Here is a 25,239-nt window from a genome sequence, read left to right on the forward strand (position 1 = left end):
CTCAGATGAACAACTGGATCGCCGGCAACGCGCGCCCGGCGTTGAGCAGATCGATGCGCTTCTGGCGGATGGCCCAGCCCGAAGGCGTCGATGGCGTGCGCACAAGGTGGTGGCGGGCAATGCCGCTCAGCAGGATCTGGGCTTCGCCGCGCGCCTCGACGTAGATGAACGGCGTGCGCAGGTGCACTTCGTCGGCCGTCTCGCTCTCGATGCGTGAAGGCTGTAGCACGTGCTGGCTGTGGCTCTCGGGATGCTGCGAATGCGCGCGCGGGCTCTTCAGGCGGTCGACGCGCAGCTGCAGCAGCAGCCGGTCTTCATAGGCCAGCGAGTTGTGCGAGAACGGATCGGCCTGCGCCGCACCCAGCAACGGCACCCAGTAGTAGCCGTCGTCAGCGAAGAGCGCCAGCCAGTCGTCGAAGCGCCGCTCGTCGAGCAAGGCCGCCTCGTGGGCGATGAAGTCGTGCGGATCGTTCATGCCACGACCTCCGATGCCATCGCCTTCGCCCAGGCACGGAACTGGTTGCGCATGAGCAGCTCGTTCGTGCCGTTGGTGGTGATCGTCGATTGCGCGAGTTCGGCCGCGTCGAAGTTGCGGTGCAGGCTCACCCATTCGTTGCCACCGGCCCGCAGGCCCTGCTGGATGCTCTCGAACAGGTGCACATCGTCGTGCGCCACCACCGACATCGGCGAGAACACGAGCCGGTTGTAGCTCATTGCGCGCTCGAAGAGCAGTGCGGGCGCGCCGGCCGCGCGGAAGCTCCAGGCCTCGATCAGCGTGCGGTCGGCGGCCAGCGGACGGATCACGCGGATCGCCTGCGGCGAGCCCTTGACCGACAGGCTCGGATAGAAGACCGAGTTCTGCGGCGAGCGCTGCAGGATGTCGGCCGCGCGCTCGGCCCCGTGCGCCGCCTGCATCGCGGCCTCGTACTCGGGCAGCTGCGCATAGTTGGAGTGGATGCTGAAGTTGACGCCCAGTACGCTGTGCCCGTTGGCGAACACCCGCCCACCCATCCTGTCGAAGAACTCGTAGCCCGAGCCGAAGGGCAGGATCTGCTCCATCGCCATCGGCTTGGGGTCGGTGGGCGCATGGCCTTCCCACAGCGCCTCGGCCGCCTTGGTGGCCGATTCGTGCGTCGACATCGGATGCACCGTGTCGTTGATGTTCTCCAGGTACATCTTCCAGTTGCAGTGGACGATGTTGCGCAACACGCCGCCGCCCACGGCGAGCTTGCCTTCGGGCGAGCGGTCGACCATGTTGTCGATGGCGCCGAGCACTTCGCCGAAGTAGTCCTCGAACGTGGGGCCGGTGTCGGCCAGGCGCACGAACACGAAGTCGCGGTAGACCTTCACATGCTTCACCACGGAAAGCCCCTGACCCGATTCGCAGGCCTTGAGCTGTGTGCCTTCATACCCGGCCTTCAGCGGCACGCCGAGCGGCGCGCCGTCGAGCTTGTAGGTCCACGCGTGGTACGGGCAGCGGAAGAAGCGGCCGGTGTTGCCGCTCTCGTCCGTCACCAGCTGCGTGCCCTTGTGGGCGCAGCGGTTGTACATGACATGCACCGCGCCGTCGGGCTGCCGCACCATCAGCAGCGGCCGGCCCGCGACCTCCTGCGTCACGAAGTCGCCCGCATCCGGCACCTGGCTCGCATGGCCGAGGAAGACCCAGGTGTTCGCGAACAGGCGCTCCTGTTCGAGCGCGAAGATCTCCTCGCTCAGGTACAGGTCGCGGTGCACGCGGTCGTCCTGCACCAGGGCGGCGATGCGGTCGGGATGATGGCGGTAGCTGGTCATCGGCGGGCGCTCAGGTTTCTTTCAGGGGACCAGCTTCCACTGGCCCTTGTTCATCTGCACGATCACCACGCCGCGCTGGTCGGAGCCGTAGCGGTCGTCGGGCTTGAAGGTGTAGATGCCGTGCGTGCCCACCAGCTCCTTGGTACTCACGATGGCGTCGCGCAGTGCCGTGCGGTACTGCGGCGTGCCAGGCTCGCCTTTGGTGCGCGAGGCGGCGTCGGCCAACAGCAGGTAGGCGTCGTAGGTGTACGAGGAGAAGGCATCGGTCGGCACTGCGCCGTTGACCTTCTGGTAGGCCGCACGGAAGGCCATCGACACCTTCTTGATGGGGTTGCTGTCGGGCAACTGGTCGGCCACGAGCACGGGGCCGCTGGGCACCTGCAGGCCTTCGATGGAGGCGCCGCCCACGCGCACGAAGTCGGCGTTGATGAGCCCGTGCGTGCCGTAGATCTTGCCCTTGTAGCCGCGCTCGGCGAGCGCGATGTAGGGCAGCGCGCCGGGCGTGCCGGAGTTGCCTGCGAACACGGCATCGGGCCGCGCCGCGACGATCTTCAGGATCTGCCCCGCCACCGACGAATCGCTGCGCGCATAGCGCTCGTTCGCCACCACCTTGATGCCGGCGGCGGCCGTGCTCTTCATCAGCGAGTCGTAGGCGAGGTCGCCCAGCGCGTCGGAGAAGCCGATGAAGGCCACCGTCTTCACGCCGGACTTCTGCATGCGATCCACCACGCCCGCCACCATGAGCGGAAAGGGCTGCGATACCGTCACCGTCCACGCGCCCTCGGGGCCGGCGATGGTCACCGGCGTGGGCGAGATCAGCGGCGTGTTCAGCTCACGCGCCACAGAGGCGATGGCCATCGCACCCGGCACACCCGAGGTGCCGATGAGCACATCGACCTTGTCTTCCGTCACCAGCTTGCGGGCATTGCGGCCGGCGGTCGTGGGGTCGGAGGCATCGTCGAGCACGATCAGCTGGACCTTGCGGCCACCGATTTCCGGGTGCTCGGCGATGGCTGCGCGAATGCCCTTTTCGTAGGGCACACCCAGTGCGGCGACAGGCCCCGACAGCGAGCTGATGAAGCCGATCTTCAGATCAGCCGCCATGGCCTGTGCAGCTGCCAGTGCGACGGCGGTGAGGCCGAGAATGCGGACCAGTTTCTTTTTCATCGAGGTTGCTCCAGCGTGTGTTGTGTGCGTTGCATCAGGGAACCAGCTTCCACTGGCCCTTTTCAAGCTTCACGACCACACGCGAGCGCTCGTCCGATCCATAGCGATCGGTCGGCTTGAAGTTGTAGACGCTGTGCGTGCCCACCAGCTCCTTGGTGCTGACGATGGCGTCGCGCAGCGCGAGGCGGAACTGCGGCGTGCCCGGCTCGGCCTTGGTGGCGAGTGCGCGCTGGGCAGCGTCCAGGTACAGCAGCCAGGCATCGAAGGTGTAGGCCGAGAAGGCATCGGTCGGCGGCGCGCCGTTGGCCTTCTGGTAGGCCGCGCGGAAGTCCATCGAGACCTTGCGGATCGGGTTGTCGTTCGACAACTGCTCGGCGACGATCACCGGCCCGGTCGGCGCGAGCATGCCTTCGACGGCTGCACCGCCCACGCGCACGAAGTCGGGGTTGATGAGCGCATGCATGCCGTAGATCTGGCCCTTGTAGCCACGCTCGGCGAGCGCCAGGTACGGCAACGCGCCGGGTGTGCCGGAGGTGCCGGTGATCACCGCATCGGGGCGCAGCGCCACGATCTTGAGCACCTGGCCGGTCACCGACGAATCGGCGCGCGCATAGCGCTCGTTCGACACGATCTTGATGCCCGCTGGCTCCGCGCTCTTCTGCAGCGCGTCGTACACCAGGTCGCCCCAGGCGTCTGAGAAGCCGATGTAGCCGACCGTCTTCACGCCCGACTTCTTCATGCGCTCGACCACTGCGCTCACCATCAGCGGCGCGGGTTGCGGCAGCGTGACCATCCACGCGCCCTCTTCGCCCGGCAGGTTGGCGTTGGCGATGGAGATCAGCGGCGTCTTCGTTTCGCGCGCCACGCCGGCGATGGCCAATGCGCCGGGCGAGCCTGCGGTGCCGATGATGACGTCGACCTTGTCCTCGTCGATCATCTTGCGGGCATTGCGCGCGGCCGTGGACGGGTCGGAGGCATCGTCGAGCTGCACCAGCTGGATCTTGCGGCCGCCCAGGTCCGCCTTGTAGGCGAGCGCGGCCTTCATGCCCTTCTCGTAGGGAATGCCCAGCGACGACACCGGCCCCGAGAGCGACGTGATGAAACCGACCTTGAGATCGGCGGCCCACGCGCCAGCCACGGCGGTCAGGGCGCCGAGGCCCACGGCAATGCTTGCGAGGGCACGGAATCGGTTCAGGACTTTCATGGCGATGCTCCAGAGGTGATGTTTTTTGAACGGAACGGGAATAAAAACTAGAGCGCCAGGCTACCGACGCTGGTGCCGCCGCAGACATAGAGCACCTGGCCGGTGACGAAGCTGTTGTCGGGGTCGGCGAAGAAGCGCACGGCGCGTGCCACGTCGGCCGATTCGCCCAGGCGCTTGACCGGCACGGAGGCCGCGAGCGCGCGTTCCTTCTCGCTGCCGGCTTCGACGACGTCGTAGAACATGTCGGTGCGGATGGGCCCGGGCGCCACCACATTCACCGTGATGCCGTCCGCTGCGAGTTCCAGCGCCCAGGTGCGCGCCATGCCCAGCATGCCGGCTTTGGTGGCGGAATAGCTGGTGCGGGTGGCGAGGCCCAGCGCCGCGCGCGACGACAGCAGCACGACGCGGCCGAAACGCTGTGCACGCATGGCGGGCAATGCACCCTGCACGAGCTGGATCGCGCAGCCCAGGTGCAGGTCGACCAATGCATCGAGGTCGTCGAGCTTCACTTCAGGCAGCAACGCGGCGCGGATGACGCCCGCGTTGTGGACGATGGTGGTCGGCGCAAAACGCTCGACCAGCTCGTGCACCGCTTCGCCCGTGTCGGCGCGGTCGCTCAGGTCGACCTCCAGGCTGTGCAGCTTCGGGTGGTCGATCTCGGCCTTGCGGCGCGCGAGCGAGATCACCTCGTAGCCCTGCGCCAGCAGGTCCTCGCAGATCGCCTTGCCGATGCCGGCGCTGCCGCCGGTGACCGCCGCCACCTTCGGTGCCGCGCCGGTCATGCGCGCTCCCCTTGTCTTGCTCCCTCTCCCGCCTGCGGGAGAGGGTTGGGGTGAGGGTGTCCCCTGCGGCCTTCGCAAGCACCCTCATCCCCCGCCTTCTCCCGCACGCGGGAGAAGGAGCCAAAGCTAATGCGGCAGCAGCGAGTCATAGCCAAGCTCCCACCAAAGCCAGCACGCGCAACGGACTCCCGCTGCCCTTCTCGATCTTCAACGGCGGACAGATGAGCACCGCGCCAGAAGGCGGCAGCAGATCGAGATTGGCCAGGCACTGCAACCCATAGCGCCCCGCCCCATGCATGTAGTAGTGGCACGGATACGGCGGCCGCAGGTGATAGCCCTGCCCTGCATCGGTGCCGATGGCTTCGGAGCCGAAGCCCAGCACATCGCGCTGCTCCACCAGGAAGCGCACGGCTTCTGTGCTCGGGCCGGGCGTGTGCTGGCCGGTCTCGTCGAAGTTCTGATAAGCCTCGGGGTCGCTGCGCTTGGACCAGTCGGTGCGCATCAGCACCCACGCGCCCTTTGGAATGCGGCCGTGCGCGGCCTCGTAGCGCTCGATGTCGGCCACGCTCAGCAGGTAGTCGTCGTTGCCCTGCACCTCGGCCGAGCAGTCGATCACGCAGGCCGGCGCGACGAAGTTCTGTACCGGAATCGTGTCTACCGAGTTGTTCGGCAGGTCGCGTCCCGAGATCCAGTGGATCGGCGCGTCGAAGTGCGTGCCGGTGTGCTCGCCGCAAGAGAAGTTGTTCCAGTACCAGCCCGGGCCGCGCTCGTCGTACTTCGACACTTCCTCGATGCGGAAGGGCCAGCACTGGCCCATCTCGGGTGGCAGCGCGATCTGCGGGAACTCGGGGGTGAGCGTCTGCGTGAGGTCGATCACGCGGATGCGGCCGCTCGCCATGGCGGTCACCAGGCCGCCGAGGATTTCGGCGGCGGACATCAGTTCGGTTGTCGTGGTCATTCGTGTGGCTCCTGTTCTCAGCCGCCTGCGGCCAGCTCGCGTTCAAGCACCTTGGGGTTGTCGCGCCAGCGCTCCAGCCATTCCTGTGCGACGTCGCCTGGGTAGACGTCTTCGACGCCATCGCGCAGTGCCTTCACGATGGCGTTGGCCAAGGCGGTGGGCGCCAGCTTGGGCGGGGGCGTGTGCTGGTTCCATTCGTCGTCGATGGGGCCGGGGAACACGTTGATCACGCGAATGCCAGCTGGACGCATCTCGGCGCGCAGGCACTGCGCCAGCGAATGCGCCGCCGCCTTCGAGGCGCTGAAGGTGCCATGCGGCGGGAAGTTGCTGAGCGCATAGATCGACAGCAGGTTGACCCACGCCGTCGCGCCCGTCGCACCATCGGCCGAGCGGCCCTTGAGCGCGGGGCCGAACTCCTGCGCCAGGCGCAGCAGGCCGAAGTAGTTGATGTCCATCTCGGCCTTGGCCACATCCGTGCCGCGGCGTGCGCCGATGCCGAAGGTGCGGTGCACCTCGGCGTTGTTGATCACGATGTCGACCTTGCCGCCGATGGAGCCCGCGAGCTCGGTCACCTGGCGGCCGTTGGTCAGGTCCAGCGGCACCAGCGTCACCTGCGGCAGCGCCGAGATGTCGTCCAGGCCGTCGCCCATCTTCTTCCAGGGCTCGGCGTGGCCGACCCAGACGATGTCGGCGCCGGCCTTCACCAGCGCGCGCACGATGGCCTGGCCGGTCTCGGTCTTGCCGTCGGTCACCAGCGCCTTGCGGAACTTGGGGTCGCTGGTCATTTCACGCAGCATCTTGTCGTCGGCCATATGGGCACTCCCTTCATTCGGAAAACCAATGAGAACGGCCTGGCCCGCGCGGTCGAGCCGGGCGCCGACACGCACGCGGGTGGGCGCTTCGCCGACCTCGCCATGCAGGTGGACCATGAGCGTCGGGCCGGCATCGAGGTGCACCAGCCCCAGCCGCCAGGGCAGCCGTTCGCGGAAGAACAGGTCGTTGCTGTGGTGCAGCGTGGTGCTGCCGAGCAGTTCGCCTTCGCCGCTCTGCGCGCGCCAACGCAACGCGGCCGAGAGGCACTTGTGGCAGACCTCGCGCGGCGGGTACTGCACGGTGCCGCAGTCCTCGCAGGTCTGCAGTTCGAAGCGACCCTCGGCGGCAGCGGCCGTGAGGCCGAGCGCCACGCGGCCGCGTGCGCCGGGCGGCAGGTTCATCTGCCGGGTGCGCAGCACCGGGTTCTTGCGCGGGGGGCGCATCATCGGCATCGTCATGCGGGTCTCCCGAGGATGACGGCACCTGTGCACAGGCAGCGGTCGTAGGTCACCATGCCGAAGCCAGCGACGAGGCCCAGTTGCGCATCGGGCACCGTGCGCTTGTCGGCTTGATCCGTCAGTTGGCGGATCGCCTCGACCATGCCAAGGAAGCCGCCCGCCGCACCCGCCTGCCCTGCCGACAGTTGTCCGCCACTCGTGTTGTTCGGAAAGCTGCCGTCGAAGGTCATGGTGTGCGACTGCACGAAGGCCGGGCCCTCGCCTTTTTCGCAGAAGCCCAGGTCTTCGAATTGCATCATCGCGATGACGGGGTAGTCGTCGTAGGTCTGCACGAAATCGAGCGCGTCGGGCTGGATGCCGGCCTGCGCGTAGAGGTCGTCGCGGTCCTTGCGCCAACCGCCCTGCACCATCACCGGGTCTTCGGCGTAGGCGTTGTGGCGTTCGATGGCGCCGCGGATCACCACGTGCGCCAGGCCCAGGTCGCGTGCGCGTTCCTCGCTCATCACCAGGAAAGCCTCAGCACCGGCGCAAGGCATCACGCAGTCGAAGAGATGGATGGGGTCGGAGATGGGGCGCGCGGCCATGTACTCCTCCAGCGTCAGCGCCTTCTTGAACATCGCGTTCGGATTGCCGAGCGCGTTGGTGCGCTGGTCCACGCAGATGCGGCCGAAGTCCTCGCGCGTGGCGCCGTAGATGCGCATGTAGTTGGCGGTGATGAACGCGAAGATCGAGTTCGGCCCGCCCGAGCCGTAGGGGTAGCTCGCATCGCGCGCGAAGTTGCTGAAGCTGCCGAGCGTCTGGCGGAATGAGTCGACGTGGTTGGTGTCGGCGCCCACGCAGGCGACGATGTCCGCATCGCCCGCCTGCACCGCACGCGCGGCACGGCGCAGGCACATCACGCCCGAGGCTCCTCCCGTGGGCACATGGTCTAGCCAGCGCGGCGAAAGGCCCAGGTGCTGCGTGACGCCCACGGCCGTGTCGGGCGCAAGCGAGAAGCTGCTGAGGCACAGGCCGTCGATCTGTTCCTTCGGCACGCCGCTGGCCTTGACCAGTGCCTCGACGGCCTGGCCGATGAACCAGTGCGCGGTGCGCGTGGAGTAGCGCACGTAGGGCACTGTGACCGGAACGGCCACCGCGACGCCTTCGTAGGAGAGTCGATTGCGGGTCATGCCTGTCCCGCCTGTCTCTTCTTCATCGCGCGTGTGTCGATGCAGTGGCCCTGCCCCGGCAGCGACTGCGCCATCTCGCGCAGCTGTCCGCGCTGAATCTTCTGCGAGGGCGTGAGCGGCAGTGCGTCGACGAAGGCGACGTAGCCTGGGGCCTTGTAGTAAGCCAACTGCGCGAGCGCATGCTGGACGATGCTGGCTGCGAACTGCTCGCGCTGCGATACATCGGTGTCTTCGCGCATCACGATGCAGGCCAGCACTTCGTCGCCGCGCACCGCATCGGGCGTGGCGGCCACGGCCGATGTCTTCACGGCCGGGTGCTGGTTGAGCACGCTCTCGACCTCGACGGCCGAGATGTTCTCTCCGCTGCGGCGGATCACGTTCTTCTTGCGGTCAACGAAGAAGAAGTTGCCCTCGGCATCGCGGCACACCAGGTCGCCGGTGTGGAACCAGCCGTCGGCCCAGGCTTCGCGCGTGGCTTCCTCGTCCTTCAGGTAGCCGGAGAAGAAGTAGCGCTTGGGGTCGCTGCCTGCCGAGCGCACGAGCAGTTCGCCGGGTGCATCGGTGCCGACATCGCTGCCGTCCTCGCCGACGAGGCGGATCTGCACGAAGTCTTCCTGGCGTCCGAAGCAGCTCGTGCCCACGAGACGCGGCTCGCGGTTGGCCATGATGCAGGCGGCCGCGCCGGTCTCGGTCATGGCCCATGCCTCGACCAGCGGGAAGCCGAAGCGCTCTTCGAAAGGCACGTGATTCTTGCGGTCCACACCGGCGCCGAAGCCCCAGCGGATTGCATGGTCGCGGTCGGCGGCCGATGCGGGCGCCGACAACAGCATCGCGGGCATCACGCCAAGGTAATGCACGATGGTCGCACCGCTTTCGCGCGCGCTCGCCAGCCAAGTCTTCGGATGAAAGCGATCAAGCTGCACCAGGCAGCCGCCCGCTACCAGCACCACCATGGTGGAGAACGCCATCGCGTTCATGTGGTTGAGCGGCAGCGGCGTGATGACGCGCTCGGTGTCGGGGCGGATGCTGCACACGCCGTCGAGTGCCGCGTACCACTCGCCCGCGCGCAGGAAGTACGCGTTGCTCAGGATGCAACCCTTGGGGCGCCCGGTGGTGCCCGAGGTGTAGAGCAGGCCGCATTCGGTATCAACACCGACGGGCTCGTGGGCGCGTGGTGCGGCGGTCATCGCTTCAGGCACCGCGTCGCCGGGGCCCATGGTCTCGAATGGCACGCCGGCTTGGGCTGCGGCAGCGTGCAGGTCGGCGGCGCGCTCCGGCAGCGTGACCGCCAGGCCGATCTCGCTGTGGCCGATGAGATAGACCAGTTCGGCCGAACGCATCTCGGCGTTGATCGGCACCACGCTCACGCCCAGCGCATTGAGCGCGAACCAGTGAAAGAGAAAGGCAGGCCGGTTCTCCAGCAGCAGGCCGACGCGGTGGCCGTGCCCGTAGCCGGCTTGCGCATAGGCCGCTCGCAAGCGCCCGACCTCTGTGGCAGCCTCACTCCAACGAATGGCGCCGGCCGCGATGCCATAGGCAGCAGCGGTCACCGATTCGGTGAACAGGAACTCGGCCTGCGGCGTGCGCTTGGCAGTCGCCGCGAAGACTTGATGGACGGTGGTGTGTGGCATCACGTCCCTAGATGAAAAGCTGCACGGCCGGAAGCGCCGCATCGCAGTTGAGCAGGTTGACGCGCTTGAGCGTCATGCGCAGCGCGCCGTCCTGCACTGTGAGGTAATGAAAGAAAGTGCCCACGTAGAACTGCAGTTCGTCGCCCTGCGACTCGGTGTAATGGAACCCGGTGCGCACCACGAAGCGATTGCCCTCGGCGTCGAAGGTCTCGACCACCGGCACCTGCAGCAGGTGATGGCAGCGGCTCGGCGGCTGCTGCGAAAACGCGCGCGGGCTCTTCAGGCGCTCGATGCGCAGCTCGCGCAGCAGCTTGTCTTCGTAGAGGTGCGAGGTGTGGTTGAGGCCGTCTTCCTGGTCGGGCACGAGCGGCACCCAGTAGAAGGCGTCGTCGGTGAAGAGCGCGTTCCACTCTTCGTAGCGACGGGTGTCGAGCAGGTGCGCTTCGTTCACCACGAAGTCGATCAGGTCCTGACGCGTGATGTCGGTGCCACTCATCACATGGTCTCCGTCATGCGCTTGACCCAACTGCGGTACTGATTGCGCATCGGCAGCTCGTTGGTGCCGCCGGTGGTGATCTCGCCGCCCTTCAGTTCCGACGCGTCGTAGTCGCGGTGCAGGCTCACCCACTCGTTGCCGCTCGCATGCAGACCGGCCTGCATGCCGCGATAGGCCTGCAGGTCGTCATGCCCCACCACCGAGAACGGCGAGTTGATGAGCCGGTTGTACATGGTGGTGCGCTGCAGCAGCTCGGGCGGCGCGCCCTTCAGGCGAAAGGTCCAGCTCTCGATCAGCGTCTTGTCGGCCGAGATCGGCTTCACCACGCGAATCGCCTGGATCGCGCCCTTGATCGTGAGGTTCGGGTAGTACACCGTGTTGTGCCGTGCCATGCCTAGGATCTGCGCGGTCTTCTCCTCGCCATAGCGCGCCTTCATCGCGTCGTCGTATGCAGGGATCGCCTTGTACTTGCTGTGGATGCTGAAGTGCACGCCCGTGAAGCTGTGGCCGTGGTCGTAGGTGCGGATGCCCATGTCCTCGAAGAACTTGTAGTCGGACATGAAGGGCACGAACTGCTCGACCGCCATCGGCTTGGGTTCGTCGGCGGGCTTGTCGGCCCACATGCGCTTGGCGGTGCCGGCCGACGATTCGTGCGCCACCATCGGGTGCATGGTGTCGTTGAGGTTCTCCACGAACATCTTCCAGTTGCACTGGTGCATGAAGCGCAGGCACCCGCCGGCGATTTCGAGCTCACCTTCGGGCGAGCGGTCGGCCATGTTGTCGATGGAGCTGAGCGAATCGCCGAAGTACTCGTCGAAGTCAGGGCCCGCGTCGTTGATCTTCACGAAGATGAAACCGCGGTGGCTGCGCACATGCTTCAACGTCGTCAGGCCCTTGGCCGACTCGCATTCGTGCAGCGCGGTGTTCTCGTAGCCGGTCTTCAACGGAATCGCCAGCAGCGAACCATCGGTCTTGAAGGTCCACGCGTGGTACGGGCAGCGAAAGAACTTTCCGGTGTTGCCGCAGGGCGCGCTCACCAGGCGCGAGCCCTTGTGGGCGCAGCGGTTCATCATCGCGCGCACGCTGCCGTCGGTGTGGCGCACCACGATCAGCGGGCGGCCGGCGATCTCGTTGCTGATCCAGTCGCCGGGTTTCGGCAGTTGGCTCTCGTGGCCGACGTAGTTCCAGGTGTTGGCGAAGAAGTGCTCCTGTTCCAGCTCGAAGAGTTCCTGGCTGGTGTACAGGTCGCGGTGCACGCGGTCGTTCTGCACGAGTGCGCGCACGGCATCGGGGTTGTCTCTGTACGAAGGCATGGTTCTGGTATCTCCTTCAGATGTCGAGCACCAGGCGCGCACCCTTGGCGCGCGAGATGCATATCTGCATGACATTGCCAGCCGCCTTCTCGCGGGCGGTGAGCACGTAGTCGCGGTGTTCGATCTCGCCCTCGAGCACCGGCACGGCGCACACGCCGCATTCGCCGCGCTTGCAGTCGAACATCGGGTCGCAGCCGTTGTCGATGAGGCAATCGAGGATGCTCTGGTCGGCCGCGACGGTGAAGCGCTGGCCCGACTGGGCGAGTTCGACCTCGAAGGGCTGGTCGCCTTCTTCGGCGACCGGTTCGGTGAAGAGTTCGAAGTGCACGCGGTCGTGGTCCCAGCCGCGTGCCTGGGTGCGGGCAAGCACCGCGTCGAGCATGACCTTGGGGCCGCAGACGTAGAGGCGGTCGCCGGCAGGTACGTCGTCGAGCAGTGCGTCGATGTCCAGCGGCGCGCCGGCCTCGGCGTCGGTGTGCACGCGCAGGTCGTCGCCGAGCAGCGCCTTGAGTTCGGGCAGGAAAGCCATCAGCTCGCGGCTGCGGCCGGCGTAGTGCATGCGCACCGGTGCTTCTTCGGCGCGGCGGCGTGCGGCCATGGTGGCGAGCGGGGTGACGCCGATGCCGCCGGCCACCAGCACCGAGCCGCCGGGGCCGGTGTGCAGCGGGAAGTCGTTCTTCGGCGCCTCGATGGCGAGCGTGTCGCCTTCGTTCAACCCTTCGTGCATGAAGCGCGAGCCGCCGCGGCCTTCGGCTTCCTTGCGTACGGCGATCACGTATTCCGTCGGCGCATTGGTGGCGTTGCGCGCGGTCGCAAAGTTGATCAGCGAGTAGTGTCGCCAGTCGGTCTTGCCATCGGCCAGCAACACCTGCACGCGGATGTGGGCGCCGGCCGCGAAGCCGGGCAACGGCCGACCGTCTTCGCCGCGCAGGCGCAGCATGCGGATCAGCGGATTGAGTTGGCGCGCTTCGGCGACACGAAGCTGGAGCGTGGCGGTGGGAGCGGTCATCGTGCGTCCGTTGTCTCTTCAGGCCAGCGCGTGCTGCGCCAGCGCGGCTTGCAGCTTGTGGCCGTGTTCATCGGCGAGCGCCGCGTCGCGCAACTCGCGCAAGGTAGCGGGAGCGAGTTGTGCACCGGCGCGCTCGACCGCGCGCATCACGGTGTCGTAGTTGCGGATGCCGCGCTCGTGCGTGTCGCTGTAGCCCTTGACGAGGCGCTGGCACTGCGCGAGTTCCACCGCCAGTTCGGGGTTGCGCTGCGCGGTCGCGGCGATGCGCTGCAGCCATTCCTCGATGCGGCGGTTTTCTTCCGCGTAGCGCATCGTCGAACGGCGCCAGCGCTTCATGGCAGCGACCGTGCGCAGCATCAGGTAGCCGCGCAGCGAGCTGGTCTGGATCACGCGGCCGTGTTGCGTGAAGCGCTCGACGATCTTCTTCGGCAACGTGGAACCCATCAGCCAACGGCCGATGCCACCTGGCAGCGTCTCGCAGATTTCCTGCAGGCGCGGGTGCATGTATTCGTTGATCGCAAGCACCTGGCCGGGTTGCACGCGGGCTTCGCCGCGCACGCGCTCGAAGCGGGTGGCGCGGGTTTTGAGGGCCGCCACGCGGGCGGTGTCTTCGTAGGACATCCAGAGCGCGAGGTGGCGTGCGGTCTCGCGCAGCAGGCGGTGGTCGTCGTTGCTGGGCAATGCAGCGATCGTGGCCATGCGGTCTAGGTACAGGCCGGCATACGCCACGTCCTGGTAGTCGATGAGGCGACGCACCCCTTCGAGCAAGAAGTCTTGTGCGGCCAGCGGAAAGTCGTGTTGCACGCGTTCGACCAGCGCGCGCACGGCCGGGTGGCGCGGTTGCGGCATTGGCGGGGCCACTGCCGGTTCCGGCGGCGTCTCGCCGTCGTCGCCGGCCTGTGCGCGAGCGAATGCGCCGCCGAAGGCCTTCAGGCTGGGCTTGATGCCCACGCCGCCGCGCTCGATGGTCGCCTCGAACTGCGCACGGCTGAACGGCAGCACGCCAGACCCCGCGAGCGCACCGAAGAGCACGGCGCTGATCACGCTGCCCGATGCTTCGGCGGCTTGCGCCATGTCGAAGCGGATGAAGCGCTTGGCGGCCTTGGCCGTGTGCGCGAGCAGTTGCGCGCTGTCGACACGCCCATCGCCCAGTGCGCTCTTCTCGGCAATGGAGAACACGCGGTGCGTGGAGGCGATGAGTGTGGTGCGGTCGTTCGTGACGAGGCCGCGCTGCACCGCGCGGCCGGCTTCCATGAGTTCCGATGCGAGCACCACATCGACATCGCCCGGCAAGGGCATCAATGCCAGCACAGGGTGTCCGCCATCGGCGTCGGCTTGCGCGATCGGATACAGCTCGACGTAGTAAATGGTCGCGCCGGTGCGCTGGGCCACGCCCGGCACCGAAGTGGTCTGCGCGACATAACCATTCGCCTCGCCCATGTCCACGATCCAGTCGGCCAGCACGCCGCCGCCCTCCCCGCCCATGGCGAGGATCGCGATCTTGATCGGTTGTGCCTTGATGTTCGTCATCGCTTCAGAAGGCATAGGCTTCACGGCGGCGCGCTTCGCCGCGCTGCAGCCAGCCGATGACGGCAGAACGCACGCGCTCGCGCAGCTTGTCCCAGCCGGTGGGGTTGCTCACGATCTGCGCCTTGTAGAACGAAGGGCACAGCACCGCGGCATGCGAAACCTCGCCGCACACGCCGCAGCCCACGCAGCTGTCGAGCACGGTCGCGACCGGGTCGGTGCGCAGCGGATCGGGGTTGGGCTTGATGGAGAGCGACGGGCAGCCCGACAGACGGATGCACGAGTGGTCGCCGGTGCAGGTGTCCGAATCGACGCCGAACTTCTCGCGCACCATGCGCTTGCCGTCGGCGATGGCCTTGCGCACCAGCGGCTTCTCGCGGCGCTGCTTGTTGAGCATGCACTCCGACTGCGCGATCAGGACCTTGGGGCCCTTCTTCGTGGTGGTGAGCGCTTCCTTGAGCGCATCGCGCATGCCCGCCACGTCGTAGGTGCGACGCAGCGTCTTCACCCATTCCACGCCGACGCCGCGCACGGCGCGCTCGATTTCGTGGCCGGTGCTGCGTGTCTTGTTGACGGCGTTCGAGGAGAGGATGTCTTGCCCGCCCGTGGCCGAGGTGTAGTTGTTGTCGACGACGATGGTGAGGTTGTCGCTCTTGTTGAAGACCGAGTTCGCCACGCCGCTGGTGAGGCCGTTGTGCCAGAAGCCACCGTCGCCCATCATCGAGATGGCGCGCTTGCCGGCCGGCGCATTCAACGCGGACGCACCCGCGCCACCAAGGCCGTAGCCCATCGTGGTGTTGCCGATGTTGAAGGGCGGCAGGATCGAGAACAGGTGGCAGCCGATGTCGGCGCTCACATGGTGCGCGCCGAGTTCGCGCTCGACCAGCTTCATCGCGCTGAAGATCGGACGCTCGGGGCAGCCGGTGCAGAAGCCCGGGGGACGGGCATGCACGACATCGCCGAGAGCTGAGGACGGCACGGCCGGCTCGGGCGCGGCGTCCACGCCAATGGCGGCCACTTCCCTGAGCGGGATCACCTTGCGCACCGGTGCGGGCAGCGGCGCGAGGCGCTCGTAGCGCTCGCAGAAGGCACGCGCGCCCTTGAGCAGTTCGGAGGACGTGTACTCGCCGGCAACGGGCAGCATGTCCTTGCCATGCAGCGCCGTCGTGGAGCCGGCCTGGCGCAGGATCGTCGCGAGGTTCTGTTCGACGAAGTTGGGCTGACCCTCTTCCACGATCAGCACCGCGCGCTTGCCTTCGCAAAAGCGGATGACTTCGCTCTCGATGACGGGGTACGCCACGTTCATCACGTAGAGCGGCACCTTGGTGTTGCCGTACACATCGGCGAGGTCGAGCCGCTCCAGCGCGCGCAGCAGCGTGTTGTAGCTGCCGCCCTGCACGATGATGCCAATGTCGTCGGCGTCCTCGGAGAAGAACTCGTTGAGCTGGCGCTCCTCGATGAAGCGCACCGCGGCGGGCCAGCGGTCCTTCACCTTTTCCTGCTCGTGCACGAAGCTCGCGGGCGGCAGCACGATGCGGCTCACGTCGCGCTGCGGGTTCTCCAGCGCTTCCTGCAGCGTGAACTTGGCGCGCTTGTTGTCGCCGGCGATGAAGTGGCCGTGCACATGGCACGCGCGGATGCGCAGCTGCAGCATCACGGGCGTGTTGCTGGCCTCGGAGAGATCGAAACCCGTCTTCACCGCATCGACGATGCTCGGCAGGTTGGGGCGCGGATCGAGCAGCCAGATCTGCGACTTCATCGCGAACGCGTGGCTGCGCTCCTGCATGATCGATGAACCTTCGCCGTAGTCCTCGCCCACGATGATGAGTGCGCCGCCGGTCACGCCGCCCGAGGCGAGGTTGGCCAACGCGTCGGACGCGACGTTGGTGCCCACGGTGGCCTTGAAGGTGACGGCGCCGCGCAGCGGGTAGTTGACGGAGGCGGCCAGCGTGGCGGCGGCGGTGGCTTCGCTCGCGCTGTTCTCGAAGCGGATGCCCTGCTCGGCGAGGATGTCCTGCGCATCGGCCAGCACGTCCATCAGGTGCGAAATGGGCGCCCCCTGGTACCCGGCCACGTAGGAAACCCCCGATTCGAGCAAGGCCTTGGTGACCGCCAGAATGCCTTCACCGCGAAACACATCTCCGCCCGAAAGCCGCAGCTTCTTGACTTCCTCGACGAACGAACGCTCAGCCATGTGGGTCCTTCTTCTTTCTCGTGGGAGGATGCGCTTCAGGTGCCACATCACGCTTTCTATAATGTTGACAAATGAATGTATCCACAATCATGTATTACCCTAAACATGCAAGCAGCGTGCCCGCGGCAACCTTGAGGTGCCTTCATGGCCAAGTCGACGCCTGAGTCGCATCGCTTCGTCGACGACTACCTGCCTGCCCTGCTGGCGCAGGCAAGCCAGTTGATCTCGTCGGAATTCCACGAGGTGGCGCGCCAGCAAGGGTTCTCGGTGTCGGAGTGGCGCGTGATGGCCTCGCTCGCGGGCAGCGAACCGGTCAGCATCGGCCAGCTCGCACAGGTGACCGTGACCAAGCAGCCGACGGTGACGCGCTTGCTGGACCGCATGGAATCGCGCGGACAGGTCGAGCGGCTGCCCCATGAAAGTGACCGTCGCATCACGCTGGTGCGCATCACACCTGCGGGGTTGAAGGCGGTCGAGCACCTCATGGAGCTGGCTCGCGAACACGAGCGGCGCGTGCTCGAGCCCTTCGGCCTGCGACGGGCCGAAGAACTCAAGCAGACACTGCGGCGAATGATCGAACTGCATGTGCATGTGCCGCTCGAAGAGCCGGAGAGGAGTAAGGCGTTCGCTCTTCGCGCTTAGCGCAGCCAGGGCACCAGCACCGCGCGCCCGCGATGACCGCGTTGCGCGATCCAGTCGAGTGCGATGGCGGCATCGGCCAGCGCGAAGCTCTGCACATCGAGGTGCAGGCGGCCATCGGCCAACCGCGCGAGCAATTCGGGCGCGGCGGCGCGGCCTGCGGCCTCTCGCCGGAACATGTTGAGCGGCAGCAGAGCGACATCGCGCTGCAGGAAGTACGCAATGTCGAGTTGCAGCGTGGGCCCGGCGGTGTAGCCGATCAGCACGGCGCGCCCACCGGGCCGCACGGCAGGCAGCGCCGTCGCGAGGACGCTGCCGCCCACAGTGTCGATGAGCAGGTCGGCGCTGGCGACGGCGGGCGGTCCGGCGTCGGGATCCACCCGCGCCACGGTGCAGCCCGCATCGCTTGCAAGCTGCATTGCGAGAGAGCCGACTGCGCCGCTTGCGCCAGTCACCAGCACCTGTTCGCCGGCCTGCAGCTTCGCGACTTCGTGCAGCGCCACCCATGCCGATGTGGTGGGCGAGAAGAAGGCTGCACCGAGCGTCATCGGCAATGCATCGGGCAAGAGGCCGAGGGCTTCGTCGGGCGCATCGATCAGTTCGCACCAGGTGCCATCGAACAAGGTGCCCAGCCCGCTGCCGCGCAGCCACACACGCTGTCCCACGTCGTAGCGTTCGCTCGCGACAACGATGCCCGCGGCTTCCACGCCCGGCGTGTAGGGCAACGGCGGATGCCGCAGGAAACTGCCACGCCACACGGTGCGATCGATGTGACCGACGGTTGCCGCCTGCATGCGGACGATGGTGCGGCCGGGGCGCGCAACAGGATCGACCACCTCTTCCACCGCAGGCACCGCGTCGAAACCGTGGATGCGGACGGCCTTCATGGCAGTGTCGAAAGAAAGTCGAGCAGAGTGCGTGCAAAGGCTTCGGGCATCTGGTCGGGCAAGGGGACCATGCCGCCTTCGATGTCGACGATGCGCGCTTGCGGCAGGCGGTGCAGAAGTTCGACGGCATGCGGTGCAGCGAAGGGATCGTCGGTGGCGCGGATGATGAGCGCAGGCTGCGTTACACAGCCAATGCGATCTTCCATGCGATAGGACGCGACAGCACGATGCCCCTCCTCCACGCGATGACCGACCTTCAATGCGTCCAGCACGAAGGCCTCGAGCAAGTCGGCGCGACCCGCTGGATAGAAGCCCTGGCGCTTTTGCCACAGTGCGGCGAGATGGCTTCCGTCTTCGCTGGGCGCGACCTCGTCGATGGGCGGCCGCTGGGCTCGCGCAACGCGAAAGGGCTCATCGGTGTACGGCGTGGATGACAGCACCAGGCCGCGAATGCGATCCGGAAATGCAGCTGCCAGTTCGAGCGCGACGACGCCACCGGTGTGATGGCCCACGACCACGGCGTCGCGAATGCCCAGCGCATCGAGCAGTTCGCGCGCCACCCGCGCCCACTGTTCGATGCTCGCCGGCACGCCGCCGTCCGCGGAGTCGCCGAAGCCCGCGGTGTCCATCGCAATGGCACGGTACCGTGAGCCGATCAGCGGGAGCACCTCGCGGTATTCGGCCCAGCTGCGCGGCGACTGGTGCAGCAGCAGAACAGCCGGCGCCTCCGCGTCGCCGCACGTCGCGTAGTGCACCTGTCCCACCGACAGGTCGGCAAAGGCACGGCGGATGGTCATGACACCGTCTCGCCCGCAGGTGCACGCCACAGGCCCGCGTGCTTCAACTCGCCCAGCGTGCGCGAGAGCACGTCGCGTCGATAGGCGGCGATGTCGCGGCCCTCGTAGTCGTAGAACCCGCTGCCGCTCTTGAGGCCGAGGCGTCCTTCTTCGACCATGCGATCGACGATGGCTGGCGCGGTGTAGCGGCCCTTGTCGATCGAGGCCGACATCTCGCGGCTCGCATGGTGCAGGATGTCGCAGCCGCCGATGTCGATGAACTCGACCACGCCCAGCGCGGCGAAGCGCAGGCCGAGGCCGTAGCGCGTGGCCTTGTCGATTTCTTCGGCGGTGGCGGCGCCCTCCTCGATCATGCGAGCCGCCTCGTTCATGACCAGCGCCTGCAGGCGCGGCACGATGTAGCCGGGCGAGGCGCCGCAGACCACGGGCAGCTTGCCGATCTCTTCCATCAGCGCCTTGGTGCGTGCGAGCACGGCGGCATCGGTACCGGGATGGCAGCTGAGCTCGACCACTGGAATCACGTACGCCGGATTGAGCCAGTGCATGTTGAGAAAGCGCCCGGGCAGTCGCACCAGCGATGCGAGTTCGGTCACCAGAATGCTGCTGGTGGTCGAGGTGAGGATCGCGTCGTCGCGGCAATGGCGGTTGAGATGCGCGAAGGCATCGCGCTTGGCGTCCATGGTTTCGGGGACGCCTTCGAACACCAGTTCGGCGGCGGCGAGCGCCTGCGGGGCGGCTGCGGCATTCACGAAGTCCACGCGCGCGGCGATGGGCTGGATCTGCGCCGCATCGATCACGCCGAGTTGCGCGAGTCCTGCGAGGCTGGCTTCGATCTCCGTTTTCGCTTCGTCGCGCAGGCGCTGCCAGGCTTGGTCGCTGCGCTGGCGCAGGTCGATCAGCGAGATGCGGTGGCCGGCATAGGCGAATGCAATCGCGATGCCGCGTCCCATGCGGCCGGCGCCGACGGCTGCGAAGCGGGGCAACGCGGGGTCATTCGCCATCGTGCAGCCTCTGCTTGAGCTGTGCTGCACTCAGGTCGGCGAGGCCCAGGCTTTCGAAGGTGCGCGGACCATGGCGCAGATCGCGGCCCAGGAAGCCGCCGACGATGGCCAGCAGGCCGTGTGCAATGGGCGCATCCACCCCGGCATAGCGCGCTGCCGAGGCGAGGAAGGCCAGACCGATTTCGGTGTCTTCGGTGATGTAACGGTGCGTGTGAAGGTCGATGTTCTCGCGCCAGTCGCCGGACTTGACGAGCTGCTTGTGCGCGTCGCCGTACATCCACCGGTCGTTGTTGTAGTGGTCGGCCAGCGGATAATGCGGCACGCCCTGTCCGAAGGCTTCGCGCACCGCCATGCGCTCGCGGTCGAGCCGGTCGGTCACGTCGCGCACCGCGCGCTGGGTGCCTTCGTTGTGGATGTCCCAGCGCTCGAAGTGTTGCAGCGGGGCGGCGTTCATCACCATCAGCGGCGGATGGATGACAGGGCCGGCGTTCATCAGCGCGCCCGAAAGCGCGTCTCCGCAGCCATGCACGGCCGGGTAGGCCTTGCGGATCACCTCTATCGCCTCGGCCTCCTTACGCGCCGGGTAGACGCCGGTCGGCAAGCGGATCGCCCGGATCGTGACGTTCACTTCGCGCTCGCCGTGCTTGCGCGCGAGGTACGGCAAGGTGCCAGTCTCGGCCCAGGCCACGTCGGCGTGGTTGCCGGCCTGCTTCACTGTTCTCGCCATCACGTAGCTGCCGAAGGTGCCGGGCGGCAGGAAGACGACCTGGCCGTCGGCGAGGTGCGGAGCCATGGCGAGCGCGATGTCGTGCTGTGCGATGGCGGGGGTCGGAATGACGATCAGCTCGGCGTCCTTCAACGCCTTGGCGATATCGGCGGTTGCGAGTGCGAGCGGCACCTCGCGCGAGCCATCGGCATCTTTCAGCGTGATGGCACCGGCTCGCACGACCGGCTCGAGCGCGGCGGCATCACGACGCCACAGACGCACCTCGTGACCGGCTTCGGACAGGTCCGCAGCGGCTGCGTAAGCGCCGTGACCACCGCCAAGAATCGCAATTTTCATGTTCGAAGTTTGAAAAGCAGATGTCGATGAACCGGCAGCCGCGGTGCGGACCGGGGAGTAATGCGTCATTACATTACTTTTCATCGATTCAGATGTCAATCAAACTTCGGTGTAGAAGCCCCCTCGAAAACCCGCAATGAAAAAGCCCGCGCTTCTTGCGAAGCGCGGGCTTTCTTTTGGGGCGAGACGGCCGATCGGCCGCTCTGCAATGGATCAGCGGGTGGGTTTGAATGCACGCTTTTGTGCATCGCGGGGCACGAACACCTTGCCCGGGCCGCCATGGCCTGCGCCATTGCCGCGCGGAGCGAAACCTTCGCGGGGTGCGAAGCCTTCACGGGGCGCGAAACCACCGTCGCCGCGGCCACCGCCGTGGTGACCTTGGCCATGGCCGCCGCGCGGAGCGCTGTCGCCCCAGCCCGGCTTGCGGCCGTAGCCTGCGCCACCACCGTTGTTGCCGCCGTCGTCGCGACCGCCGCCGAAGCCGGCGTTGTTGCCACCCTGGAAGCCGCGCGGGGCCTGGTGGCCTTGGCTCGGAGCCGGGCCGCGTGCGTTGCGGTCGTTGAAGCCGCTGGCGCCGGCATAGCCGCCGCCGTTGTTGCCGCGGTAGCCACCGCCGCCGCCTGCACCGCCATTGCCGAACTTGCGGTCGCGCGACTGGTTGTCGCCACGGCCACCGCGGTACTCGCCCATCGGCGGACGCGATTGCGGCATGCGCTGTTGCGGCTCGAGGCCGGCAACCACTTCAGCCTTGAACTGCTGGCGGCTGTATTGCTCGATGTCCATGATCTTGCGGCGATCGCGGAATTCGGCAAAGGTGATGGCCAGGCCATCGCGGCCGGCACGGCCGGTGCGGCCGATGCGGTGGGTGTAGTCCTCGGCCTTCATCGGCAGGCCGAAGTTGAAGACGTGGGTGATGGTCGGCACGTCGATGCCGCGGGCGGCAACGTCGGTCGCCACCAGGATCTGCACCTGGCCTTGGCGCAGCGCCATCAGGCGGCGGTTGCGCAGGCCCTGGCTCAGGGCGCCGTGCAGCGCCACGGCGCTGAAGCCTTCTTGCTGCAGGTCGTTGGCGAGGCCGTCGCACTCGACTTGCGTGCTGGCGAACACGATGGCCTGGTTGATGCTGGTGTCACGCAGCCAGTGGTCGAGCAGCTTGCGCTTGTGCTGGCTGTTGTCGGCCCAGTACAGCGACTGCTTGATGTTGACGTGCTTCTCTTGCGGGCTGTCGATGGTGATGCGCTGCGGCTCGCGCATGACGCGCTGGGCCAGTTGCTGGATGCGCGGCGCGAAGGTGGCGCTGAACATCATCGTTTGCTGGCGCTCGATGGTGAGCTGGTTGACTTCGGCCAAGTCGTCCGAGAAGCCCAGGTCGAGCATGCGGTCGGCTTCGTCGACCACCAGGAACTTGACCTGGTCGAGCTTGAGTTGCTGCGAGCGTTGCAGGTCGAGCAGGCGGCCCGGGGTGGCAACCACGAGGTCGGCGTTCTGCAGCTTGGCGATCTGCAGCTGGTAAGGCATGCCGCCCACCACGTTGGCGATGCGAAGGCCGCGGCAATGGCGGACCAGTTCGATGGCGTCGTGTGCGACTTGCTGAGCCAGTTCGCGCGTCGGGCACAGGATCAGGGCGCCGGGGGTGGCGGCCTTGAAATGACGGGTGTTGGTCGGGTCCTTGCGCTTGGGCTTCTTCGGGGCGGCTTCACCGCGGGCGGCGGCTTCGGCGGCCTGACGCTGGAATTCGGCCTTGGCTTCGGCTTCGGCTTCGGCCTGGCGCTTCAGGAGGGTGTGCAGCACGGGCAGCAGGAAGGCTGCGGTCTTGCCGGAACCGGTCTGGCTGGAGACCATCAGGTCGACAAAACGGGCCTTGCCGTCCTGGCCGGCTTCGCCACCCATGGCGAGCGGAATGACCTTGTCCTGCACGGTGGTCGGCTGGGTGAAACCCAGGTCGGCCACGGCGGCGATCAGTTCGGGGGCGAGGCCCAGGCGGATGAAGCCGTTGGGCAGGCTGGGTTCTTCGACCGCAGCGATCTCGGGGGCGGCTGCGTCGAGCGCCTCGAGGATCGGCGCTTCGGACATGGTGTCCACAGCGGCGGTGAATTCGTTGTTGGTAGAGGATTGCACAGGCGCGAACTCGCCCTGCGCTTCAAAAGCGTCGGTCATGTAGATATCAATCTCAAACGCGAGCGCTGCCGTAGGCGGCGCCCCGTTGGTGGTTAAAAACATCAACCATCCAACGACATTCAGCTTCCGGCTAACGCCTGAGGCTGTGGCCCTTTTTGATCAGCAATTGCGATCGGGCGCGGTGTGCAAGATAGGGAGATGCAAGAGACGCTGATCTGTCGTCCTACGACATGTCAAATCAGCGAAGCCTGCGATTATTGCACGGCTTCGGGTTTTCACCTAATCTTTTGTCAATCAGTCAGGCGAAGGAAGGTGTCCCGGTAATGGGCGAGCTCCTCGATGGACTCGTGCACGTCGGCCAGCGCGGTGTGCGCCTGCTGTTTCTTGAAGGCGCTGTAGGCCGAGGGCTTCCAACGCTTGGCCAGTTCCTTGAGGGTGCTGACGTCGAGGTTTCGGTAGTGGAAGTACGCCTCCAGCTTGGGCATGAACTTGACCAGAAACCGCCGGTCCTGCCCGATGGTGTTGCCGCACATCGGCGAGCCGCTGCGGGGAATGTATTTGGCGATGAATTCGAGCAGTTGCTGTTCAGCCGCAGCTTCGTCCAGCGTGGAGGCCTTCACCTTGTCGATCAGGCCGCTGCGGCCGTGGGTGCCCTTGTTCCAGGCGTCCATGGCGTCGAGCACGGCGTCGCTCTGGTGAATGACGAGCACGGGGCCGTCGATGCGGGGCGTGAGGTCGGGGCCGGTGACGACCACGGCGATCTCGAGCAGGAACTCTTTCTCGGGGTCGAGGCCGCTCATCTCGCAGTCCAGCCAGACCAGGTTCTGGTCGCTTTTCTTCAGGGTGGGCACGGCCGCGGGGGGCGTCGGGTCAAGGGATTCGGGCATCGCAGGATTGTCGCCGACGGCCCGCGCCTGCAGATACCGAGGGCTAAACTCCGCGCTCCATGTCCTATTCGCTCATCTTCACCATCGCCTTCGCGGCCGCGCTCGTTGCAGGCCTCGTCGTGAAGTTCTGGCTCGCTTCGCGGCAGGTGCGCCACGTGGCACAGCACCGCGGCGCCGTACCCGAAGCTTTCGCGCAGACCATCACGCTCGCAGCGCATCAGAAAGCCGCCGACTACACGATCGCCAAGGCTCGCTTCGGCTTGGTCGAGATGGCCTGGAGCGCGGCACTGCTGCTCGGCTGGACGCTGCTCGGCGGGCTCGATGTGCTGAACAAGCTGCTGCTGGTTTGGCTCGGCGGCGGCATGGTCCAGCAACTGGTGCTGCTGGCCGCCTTCGCGGCCATCGGCGGCCTGCTCGAACTACCGTTCACGCTCTGGCAGACCTTCAGGCTCGAAGAGCGCTTCGGCTTCAACAAGATGACCTGGAAGCTCTGGCTGGCCGACACCGCCAAGTCGACGCTGCTCGGCGCGCTGATCGGCTTGCCGATCGCAGCGCTGATCCTCTGGCTCATGGGCGCAGCCGGCACGTTGTGGTGGCTCTGGGCCTGGGCCGTGTGGATGGGGTTCAACCTGCTGTTGATGCTGATCTATCCGAGCTTCATCGCCCCGCTGTTCAACAAGTTCAAGCCGCTCGACGACCCCACGCTGAAGGCGCGCGTCACGGCATTGATGAAGCGCTGCGGCTTCGCAGCCAAGGGCTTGTTCGTGATGGACGGCAGCACCCGCAGCGCGCATGCGAATGCGTACTTCACCGGCTTCGGCGCAAGCAAGCGCGTCGTGTTCTACGACACGTTGTTGCGCCAGCTCAACGCCGGCGAGGTGGAGGCCGTGCTCGCGCACGAACTCGGCCACTTCAAGCACCGCCACATCGTGAAGCGGCTCGTCGCGATGTTCGCGCTGAGCCTGGCCGGCTTCGCGCTGCTGGGCTGGGTCTCGACACAGGTCTGGTTCTATACCGGCCTGGGCGTGCAGCCGAACATGTCGCCGGCCGCGCCCAACAGCGCGCTGGCCCTGCTGCTGTTCATGCTCGCCGTGCCGGTGTTCGGCTTCTTCGTGGCGCCGCTGCCGGCGCGCCTCTCGCGCAAGCACGAGTTCGAGGCCGATGCCTATGCGATCTCGCAAACCAGCGGCGCCGACCTCTCCGCCGCCCTGCTCAAGCTCTACCAGGACAACGCATCGACGCTCACGCCCGACCCGGTGTTCGTCAAGTTCTACTACTCCCATCCGCCCGCCTCCGAGCGCCTCGCGCGCATGACCGCGGCGTGACCATCGATCA

General features: G+C 66.7%; 22 protein-coding genes. 2 read left to right on the top strand and 20 right to left on the bottom strand.

The features are described from left to right. Position 1: 1 nt before the first annotated feature. The 14 genes from M2282_RS28020 to M2282_RS28085 all read right to left on the bottom strand — a co-directional run bounded on the left by M2282_RS28020 (position 2) and on the right by M2282_RS28085 (position 16,512). Positions 2–475 (bottom strand): aromatic-ring-hydroxylating dioxygenase subunit beta, encoded by a 474-nt coding sequence (locus M2282_RS28020; RefSeq protein ID WP_280812058.1) that lies wholly within the window; start codon positions 473–475, stop codon positions 2–4. Beyond that, positions 472–1,791, bottom strand: coding sequence for an aromatic ring-hydroxylating dioxygenase subunit alpha (locus M2282_RS28025; RefSeq protein ID WP_280812059.1), 1,320 nt, complete (start codon positions 1,789–1,791; stop codon positions 472–474). The genes M2282_RS28020 and M2282_RS28025 overlap by 4 nt, the downstream gene beginning before the upstream one ends. Before the next feature lie 21 nt (positions 1,792–1,812). Further along, positions 1,813–2,958 carry an ABC transporter substrate-binding protein gene (locus tag M2282_RS28030; protein WP_280812060.1) on the bottom strand — a complete coding sequence of 382 codons (1,146 nt, stop codon included), beginning with the start codon at positions 2,956–2,958 and terminating at the stop codon, positions 1,813–1,815. A 34-nt stretch (positions 2,959–2,992) separates the two neighbouring features. Continuing rightward, complete coding sequence (locus M2282_RS28035; protein WP_280812061.1) at positions 2,993–4,162, bottom strand: ABC transporter substrate-binding protein; 1,170 nt, start codon at positions 4,160–4,162, stop codon at positions 2,993–2,995. A 47-nt stretch (positions 4,163–4,209) separates the two neighbouring features. Next, positions 4,210–4,944 (bottom strand): SDR family NAD(P)-dependent oxidoreductase, encoded by a 735-nt coding sequence (locus M2282_RS28040; protein ID WP_280812062.1) that lies wholly within the window; start codon positions 4,942–4,944, stop codon positions 4,210–4,212. A 145-nt stretch (positions 4,945–5,089) separates the two neighbouring features. Beyond that, a complete protein-coding gene (locus M2282_RS28045) occupies positions 5,090–5,902 on the bottom strand; it encodes a cyclase family protein (protein WP_280812063.1) in 813 nt (270 codons plus the stop codon). Between the two features lie 17 nt (positions 5,903–5,919). Continuing rightward, positions 5,920–7,173 (bottom strand): SDR family NAD(P)-dependent oxidoreductase, encoded by a 1,254-nt coding sequence (locus M2282_RS28050; protein ID WP_280812064.1) that lies wholly within the window; start codon positions 7,171–7,173, stop codon positions 5,920–5,922. Further along, positions 7,170–8,342, bottom strand: a complete 1,173-nt coding sequence (locus M2282_RS28055) for a thiolase family protein (protein WP_280812065.1) — start codon at positions 8,340–8,342, stop codon at positions 7,170–7,172. Before M2282_RS28055 ends, M2282_RS28050 begins: the two co-directional genes overlap by 4 nt. Next, positions 8,339–9,973, bottom strand: coding sequence for an AMP-binding protein (locus M2282_RS28060; RefSeq protein ID WP_280812066.1), 1,635 nt, complete (start codon positions 9,971–9,973; stop codon positions 8,339–8,341). Before M2282_RS28060 ends, M2282_RS28055 begins: the two co-directional genes overlap by 4 nt. A gap of 7 nt (positions 9,974–9,980) precedes the next feature. After that, a complete protein-coding gene (locus M2282_RS28065) occupies positions 9,981–10,469 on the bottom strand; it encodes an aromatic-ring-hydroxylating dioxygenase subunit beta (protein WP_280812067.1) in 489 nt (162 codons plus the stop codon). After that, complete coding sequence (locus M2282_RS28070) at positions 10,469–11,782, bottom strand: aromatic ring-hydroxylating dioxygenase subunit alpha (protein ID WP_280812068.1); 1,314 nt, start codon at positions 11,780–11,782, stop codon at positions 10,469–10,471. The genes M2282_RS28065 and M2282_RS28070 overlap by 1 nt, the downstream gene beginning before the upstream one ends. A gap of 16 nt (positions 11,783–11,798) precedes the next feature. Further along, complete coding sequence (locus M2282_RS28075) at positions 11,799–12,791, bottom strand: PDR/VanB family oxidoreductase (RefSeq protein ID WP_280812069.1); 993 nt, start codon at positions 12,789–12,791, stop codon at positions 11,799–11,801. An 18-nt stretch (positions 12,792–12,809) separates the two neighbouring features. Then, positions 12,810–14,321 carry an indolepyruvate oxidoreductase subunit beta family protein gene (locus M2282_RS28080; protein ID WP_280812071.1) on the bottom strand — a complete coding sequence of 504 codons (1,512 nt, stop codon included), beginning with the start codon at positions 14,319–14,321 and terminating at the stop codon, positions 12,810–12,812. Positions 14,322–14,325: 4 nt separating this feature from the next. Further along, entirely contained in the window at positions 14,326–16,512 is a 2,187-nt protein-coding gene (locus tag M2282_RS28085) for an indolepyruvate ferredoxin oxidoreductase subunit alpha (RefSeq protein WP_280812072.1), read from the bottom strand. Between the two features lie 144 nt (positions 16,513–16,656). Here M2282_RS28085 and M2282_RS28090 point away from each other — a divergent pair, with 144 nt between their 5' ends. Beyond that, positions 16,657–17,154, top strand: a complete 498-nt coding sequence (locus tag M2282_RS28090) for a MarR family winged helix-turn-helix transcriptional regulator (RefSeq protein ID WP_280812073.1) — start codon at positions 16,657–16,659, stop codon at positions 17,152–17,154. Here M2282_RS28090 and M2282_RS28095 read toward each other — a convergent pair. The 6 genes from M2282_RS28095 to orn form a co-directional block, all read right to left on the bottom strand. Further along, complete coding sequence (locus M2282_RS28095) at positions 17,151–18,038, bottom strand: quinone oxidoreductase family protein (protein ID WP_280812074.1); 888 nt, start codon at positions 18,036–18,038, stop codon at positions 17,151–17,153. The two genes, M2282_RS28090 and M2282_RS28095, sit on opposite strands and share 4 nt — an antisense overlap. Then, complete coding sequence (locus tag M2282_RS28100; protein WP_280812076.1) at positions 18,035–18,835, bottom strand: alpha/beta fold hydrolase; 801 nt, start codon at positions 18,833–18,835, stop codon at positions 18,035–18,037. The genes M2282_RS28095 and M2282_RS28100 overlap by 4 nt, the downstream gene beginning before the upstream one ends. After that, entirely contained in the window at positions 18,832–19,836 is a 1,005-nt protein-coding gene (locus M2282_RS28105) for a 3-hydroxybutyryl-CoA dehydrogenase (protein ID WP_280812077.1), read from the bottom strand. The genes M2282_RS28100 and M2282_RS28105 overlap by 4 nt, the downstream gene beginning before the upstream one ends. Then, positions 19,826–20,899, bottom strand: a complete 1,074-nt coding sequence (locus M2282_RS28110; RefSeq protein ID WP_280812078.1) for an NAD/NADP-dependent octopine/nopaline dehydrogenase family protein — start codon at positions 20,897–20,899, stop codon at positions 19,826–19,828. The genes M2282_RS28105 and M2282_RS28110 overlap by 11 nt, the downstream gene beginning before the upstream one ends. Before the next feature lie 213 nt (positions 20,900–21,112). After that, positions 21,113–23,056: a DEAD/DEAH box helicase gene (locus M2282_RS28115; protein ID WP_280812079.1), complete on the bottom strand. Its 1,944-nt coding sequence runs from the start codon at positions 23,054–23,056 to the stop codon at positions 21,113–21,115. Positions 23,057–23,307: 251 nt separating this feature from the next. Continuing rightward, positions 23,308–23,904: an oligoribonuclease gene (gene orn / locus M2282_RS28120; RefSeq protein ID WP_280812080.1), complete on the bottom strand. Its 597-nt coding sequence runs from the start codon at positions 23,902–23,904 to the stop codon at positions 23,308–23,310. A 59-nt stretch (positions 23,905–23,963) separates the two neighbouring features. On the opposite strand from orn, the gene M2282_RS28125 reads away from it, so the two are divergent. Beyond that, complete coding sequence (locus M2282_RS28125) at positions 23,964–25,229, top strand: M48 family metallopeptidase (RefSeq protein WP_280812081.1); 1,266 nt, start codon at positions 23,964–23,966, stop codon at positions 25,227–25,229. The last annotated feature ends 10 nt before the right edge of the window (positions 25,230–25,239 follow it).

Origin of the sequence: Variovorax boronicumulans, from assembly GCF_029892485.1 — a bacterium.
In the GTDB taxonomy this organism is placed as follows: Bacteria; Pseudomonadota; Gammaproteobacteria; order Burkholderiales; family Burkholderiaceae_C; genus Variovorax; species Variovorax boronicumulans_B.

Excerpts from the sequence above, each read along its gene's own strand:
- M2282_RS28025 (WP_280812059.1), bottom strand. The coding sequence starts at position 1,791 with ATGACCAGCTACCGCCATCATCCCGACCGCATCGCCGCCCTGGTGCAG.
- M2282_RS28105 (WP_280812077.1), bottom strand. The coding sequence starts at position 19,836 with ATGGCGAATGACCCCGCGTTGCCCCGCTTCGCAGCCGTCGGCGCCGGC.
- orn (WP_280812080.1), bottom strand. The coding sequence starts at position 23,904 with ATGCCCGAATCCCTTGACCCGACGCCCCCCGCGGCCGTGCCCACCCTG.
- M2282_RS28110 (WP_280812078.1), bottom strand. The coding sequence starts at position 20,899 with ATGAAAATTGCGATTCTTGGCGGTGGTCACGGCGCTTACGCAGCCGCT.
- M2282_RS28040 (WP_280812062.1), bottom strand. The coding sequence starts at position 4,944 with ATGACCGGCGCGGCACCGAAGGTGGCGGCGGTCACCGGCGGCAGCGCC.
- M2282_RS28095 (WP_280812074.1), bottom strand. The coding sequence starts at position 18,038 with ATGAAGGCCGTCCGCATCCACGGTTTCGACGCGGTGCCTGCGGTGGAA.
- M2282_RS28050 (WP_280812064.1), bottom strand. The coding sequence starts at position 7,173 with ATGACGATGCCGATGATGCGCCCCCCGCGCAAGAACCCGGTGCTGCGC.
- M2282_RS28080 (WP_280812071.1), bottom strand. The coding sequence starts at position 14,321 with ATGACGAACATCAAGGCACAACCGATCAAGATCGCGATCCTCGCCATG.
- M2282_RS28020 (WP_280812058.1), bottom strand. The coding sequence starts at position 475 with ATGAACGATCCGCACGACTTCATCGCCCACGAGGCGGCCTTGCTCGAC.
- M2282_RS28065 (WP_280812067.1), bottom strand. The coding sequence starts at position 10,469 with ATGAGTGGCACCGACATCACGCGTCAGGACCTGATCGACTTCGTGGTG.
- M2282_RS28045 (WP_280812063.1), bottom strand. The coding sequence starts at position 5,902 with ATGACCACGACAACCGAACTGATGTCCGCCGCCGAAATCCTCGGCGGC.
- M2282_RS28075 (WP_280812069.1), bottom strand. The coding sequence starts at position 12,791 with ATGACCGCTCCCACCGCCACGCTCCAGCTTCGTGTCGCCGAAGCGCGC.
- M2282_RS28115 (WP_280812079.1), bottom strand. The coding sequence starts at position 23,056 with ATGACCGACGCTTTTGAAGCGCAGGGCGAGTTCGCGCCTGTGCAATCC.
- M2282_RS28085 (WP_280812072.1), bottom strand. The coding sequence starts at position 16,512 with ATGGCTGAGCGTTCGTTCGTCGAGGAAGTCAAGAAGCTGCGGCTTTCG.
- M2282_RS28090 (WP_280812073.1), top strand. The coding sequence starts at position 16,657 with ATGGCCAAGTCGACGCCTGAGTCGCATCGCTTCGTCGACGACTACCTG.
- M2282_RS28070 (WP_280812068.1), bottom strand. The coding sequence starts at position 11,782 with ATGCCTTCGTACAGAGACAACCCCGATGCCGTGCGCGCACTCGTGCAG.
- M2282_RS28100 (WP_280812076.1), bottom strand. The coding sequence starts at position 18,835 with ATGACCATCCGCCGTGCCTTTGCCGACCTGTCGGTGGGACAGGTGCAC.
- M2282_RS28030 (WP_280812060.1), bottom strand. The coding sequence starts at position 2,958 with ATGAAAAAGAAACTGGTCCGCATTCTCGGCCTCACCGCCGTCGCACTG.
- M2282_RS28035 (WP_280812061.1), bottom strand. The coding sequence starts at position 4,162 with ATGAAAGTCCTGAACCGATTCCGTGCCCTCGCAAGCATTGCCGTGGGC.
- M2282_RS28060 (WP_280812066.1), bottom strand. The coding sequence starts at position 9,973 with ATGCCACACACCACCGTCCATCAAGTCTTCGCGGCGACTGCCAAGCGC.
- M2282_RS28125 (WP_280812081.1), top strand. The coding sequence starts at position 23,964 with ATGTCCTATTCGCTCATCTTCACCATCGCCTTCGCGGCCGCGCTCGTT.
- M2282_RS28055 (WP_280812065.1), bottom strand. The coding sequence starts at position 8,342 with ATGACCCGCAATCGACTCTCCTACGAAGGCGTCGCGGTGGCCGTTCCG.